At 73.3% G+C, this 3,783-nt stretch carries 3 protein-coding genes; 2 read left to right on the top strand and 1 reads right to left on the bottom strand.

Annotation, left to right across the window (positions count from 1 at the left end; translation table 11 throughout):
• Positions 1 to 114 precede the first annotated feature (114 nt).
• Positions 115 to 1,584, bottom strand: a complete 1,470-nt coding sequence (locus CCN39_RS30080; protein WP_086847665.1) for an amino acid permease — start codon at positions 1,582 to 1,584, stop codon at positions 115 to 117.
• A gap of 217 nt (positions 1,585 to 1,801) precedes the next feature.
• On the opposite strand from CCN39_RS30080, the gene CCN39_RS30075 reads away from it, so the two are divergent.
• Positions 1,802 to 2,425 (top strand): TetR/AcrR family transcriptional regulator, encoded by a 624-nt coding sequence (locus CCN39_RS30075; RefSeq protein WP_244211066.1) that lies wholly within the window; start codon positions 1,802 to 1,804, stop codon positions 2,423 to 2,425.
• Positions 2,422 to 3,732: a tetratricopeptide repeat protein gene (locus CCN39_RS30070; RefSeq protein WP_086847661.1), complete on the top strand. Its 1,311-nt coding sequence runs from the start codon at positions 2,422 to 2,424 to the stop codon at positions 3,730 to 3,732. Before CCN39_RS30075 ends, CCN39_RS30070 begins: the two co-directional genes overlap by 4 nt.
• Positions 3,733 to 3,783 lie beyond the last annotated feature (51 nt).

The following is a 3,783-nucleotide window of genomic DNA, read 5'->3' as shown; positions in this document are numbered from 1 at the left end:
GGGCCAGGTGCTCGCCGGGATCGACGGCATCGTGTCGACCACGGTGCCGGCCTGGGCGCGGGCGTGGTCGCGCGCTCCGTAGGTCGTCGCGGTGGTGCTCATGGTCGTCCTCTCTCAGGTCGCGGGTTCGAGGGCGGGAGCGGGGCGCAGCCGCAGCCAGCAGAGCCAGCCGATCACCAGCGCGCCGCCGACGAACTCTATCGGGAACAGGAGCATCCAGGGGGAGCCCGAACCGGCGAGATCGTAGATCTCCGCACGCGGCCAGCCGATGTTCACGATCATGCCGATGCCGTACAGAACGGCTGCTCCGTTCAGGGCAACACCCCAGCGCCCGAGGGAGAACCGGCCCGGCTCGGCCGGGAACCGCCCGCGCAGCCGGTGCACCAGCAGCGGGCCGGTGACCAGCAGGTAGGCCAGGTAGACGACGACCACCGACGTCCCGGTGATCGTGCTGAACAGCGTCGGGTTGCCGACGTTGAGCAGCAGCAGCCCGATGGCCAGCGCACCGGACAGCAGCGCGGGCGCGACCGGCGTCCCGGTGCGCGGGCTGACGCCGGCGAGGCGGGTGGACCCGGGGAGCGCGCCGTCGCGGGCCATCGCGTAGATCAGCCGCACGGTGCCGGTCTGGATGGTGAGTGTGCAGACGACGACGGCGATCGCGACGTCGGCGAGGAAGACCCGGCCGAGGGTGTCGCCGAAGACGGCGGTGATCACGTACGGCAGGCCCTTGCCGGCGAGCTGTCCGTCGGTGAGGCTCGGCGCGGCCATCAGCGCGGTGACGACCACGGCGAGGCCGCCGATCCCGGAGACGAGCACGGCCCGCAGCACCGCCCGCGGAGCCGTCCGGCGCGCGTCCTTCGTCTCTTCCGCGACCGACGCGGCGGTGTCGAAGCCGTAGAGGACGTACGCCGCCATGAGCGCCGAAGCGAGCACGCCGCCGATCCCGGCGCTGGTGCCGGGCGCGTCGTGCAGCACGACCTGCGGCCCGCGGACGGCGAACAGCGCCAGCCCGGCGATGAGGACGACGACGCCGAGGAGTTCGGCCGCGACGCCGACGTCGTTGATCCGCGCCATCAGCCGGACCCCGCCGGCGTTGACCGCGGTGGTGAAGACGAGCAGCACGGTGCCGAGCAGCACGGCGTTGGCCGCGCCGGTCGGCGACGTCACCGAGGGGTCGCCGCCGACGAACTGGAAGCCGTCCCACACCGACGGCAGCACGACCTGCAGCGCGATCGCGGCGGCGGCGAGGGCGACGATGCAGCCGATCAGCATCATCCAGCCGGCGAGCCACCCGAGGAAGCCTTTGCTGAGCTGTTTCGCCCACTGGTACACGGATCCGGCGAGCGGGTAGCGGGCGGCGAGCTCGGCGAAGTTGAGCGCCACCAGCAGCTGGCCGGCCAGCACGACCGGCCACGTCCAGAAGAAGAGCGGGCCGCCGAAGGTGTAGCCGAACCCGAAGAGCTGGAAGACGGTGGTGAGGATGGAGACGAAGGAGAAGCCGGCGGCGAAGGCGGAGAACCCGCCCAGCGACCGGCGGAGCTCCTGGCGGTAACCGAAGGCGGCGAGTTCGTCGGGTGGCGTCATGCGGGCTCCTTGTTTCGATCGCTTGACAGAAATTAGGTCTTCGCCGCGACGCGATGATCTCCGCCGGGTAAGGGCGCTGTTAACGCCGGGATCGACACGGCGTCAATGACGACATCCGGGCGTAACCGCACCTCCGTGCGCGTGTCACGCCCGGTGACCTGGCAAGATCACATCCGTGGTCAAAGGGTCGGGAGTCGGCAGGCCGAGGGCGAGTGGAGTGGCGGCGAACCGCCCCGACGCGCGCCAGGCAGTGCTCGACGCGGCGGGCGAACTGTTCACCGGAGCCGGCTACGCGGCGACCACGACCAGAGCGATCGCCGAGCGCGCGGGCCTGCGCCAGGCGTCGCTCTACTACCACTTCCCGGCGAAGGAAGACATCCTCGCGGCGTTGCTGGCGGAGACGGTCCGCCCGTCCCTGGCCCTGGCGGCTCGTTTGGTGGCCGGCGAGGCTCCGGCGGCGGTCCGGCTGTGGGCGCTGGCGTACGCGGACATCGGCCTGCTCGGCGGCGCCCGCCACAACCTGGGAGCGCTGTACTTGCTGCCGGAGGTGGGCTCACCGAACCTAGCCCGGTTCCGCACGGAGCGCGCCGAACTGAAGGCGGCGTACGGCAGCCTGGTGGCGGCTTCGGGTGTCGCGCCCGCGGCGGTCGCGATCCGGACGGATCTGGTGTTCGGACTGGTGGAGAGCATCGCGGTGATCCGCAGGGACGACCCGGCCCTAGACGTCGAGGCCCACGTCCGGGAAGGCGCCGACGGAGTGGTCCGCCTGGTGGGGGCGGGCGAGCCGTCGGACGAGCTGAGGACGGCGGCGCACGCCCTGCTGGCGGCCCTCGCGGAATGAGCGCGGACCGGCTCCGGGGCGAGATCGCCTGGCTGCACGCCAAGCTGCGGCGCCGTCGCCGCCAGGACGACCTGCAGGCGCTCGAGCTGCGGAGCGAGATCGCCGACCGGCTCGCGGAGCTGCGCGACCCGGAGGCGGAGCCCTGGCTGCGCGCACTGGTGGCGGACCAGACCCGCGTGCTCGGAGCACGGCACCACGCAACGCTGGGATCCTGGTTCCTGATCGCGGCACGCTGCTCGCAGACCGGACGGGTGGACGAAGCGCTGGAGCTGTTCTCGTCGGTCCGCGCGGCGTATGCGTACGTCCGCGGACCGGACCACGCTTCGGTGGCGCACTGCACCTACGCCATCGCCTCCGCATTGGCCGACGGCGGCCGGTACGCCGAGGCGATCGACGCTTTCCGGGCAACGGGCGGCACGGACTGCACCGCCGACCTCGCCCAGGCACAGATCGCGCTGGCGAGGTACGACGAGGCCGAGCAGACCCTGCGCGCGGCCCCGCCCGAGTGGGCGGCGACGGTCCGGTTCCTCCGCACCACGATCCAGGCCGAGCTGGGTGCCCCGGGTCCGCTGATCGAGGCGATGCGCGAACAGCTGGCCGAGGGCTCGGGCGACCAGGAAGAGGCCAGGCTGTGGCTGGCGTACGGGCTGCTGCTGGCCGGTGCGGCGGAGGAGGCGGCGGCGGAGGCCTCGTCGGTGGTGGCGGCCCGAGTCCGCCACCCGGGCCCCGAGGACCGGCTGACGTGGGAAGCGCGAGTGCTGCTGGGCCGCGCGCTGGCAGGCACGGACCGCCTGCCGGACGCGGAGCACTACGCTCGGGCGGCCCTGGCATCGGCGCCATTGCCACCGGGCCACCCGGACCTGCTGCACGCGCTGGCCACGGTGGCCCGTGTCCACGCACGAAGGGGGGAGTGGGCGGAGGCGGCGGAGGCGTACGAGTTCGTGGCCGAGGGTTTCGAGGTGGTGCTGGGCCCCGGCCACCCACAGACGGCCCAGGCCCACGCTCACGCGGCCGAGGCGCAGGCCCAGGCTGAGGCCTCGACCGAGGCTCAGGCTCAGGCCCACGCGACTGAGGCCTCGGCCCAGGCCCAGACCCAGGCCCACGCGGCTGAGGAGCCGGCCCAGGCCTCGGCCCAGGTCCAGACCCAAGCCTCGGCCGAGGCCCAGGCCCACGCGGCTGAGGCGCAGGCCCGGGCCCACGCGGCCGAGGCGCAGGCCCAGGCTGAGGCCTCGACCGAGGCCCAGGCTCAGGCCCACGCGGCCGAGGCGCAGGCTCGCGAGGGGGAGCCCGACAGCCGAACCTCCTGACACACCCGGCCACGACGGCACCCAGACCCCCCGCAACCCCGATCCGAAGCC

This window comes from Amycolatopsis kentuckyensis, from assembly GCF_002155975.1.
GTDB lineage: Bacteria > Actinomycetota > Actinomycetes > Mycobacteriales > Pseudonocardiaceae > Amycolatopsis > Amycolatopsis kentuckyensis.
This window is presented reverse-complemented; position numbering and strand designations above follow the sequence as displayed.

Excerpts from the sequence above, each read along its gene's own strand:
- CCN39_RS30070 (WP_086847661.1), top strand. The coding sequence starts at position 2,422 with ATGAGCGCGGACCGGCTCCGGGGCGAGATCGCCTGGCTGCACGCCAAG.
- CCN39_RS30080 (WP_086847665.1), bottom strand. The coding sequence starts at position 1,584 with ATGACGCCACCCGACGAACTCGCCGCCTTCGGTTACCGCCAGGAGCTC.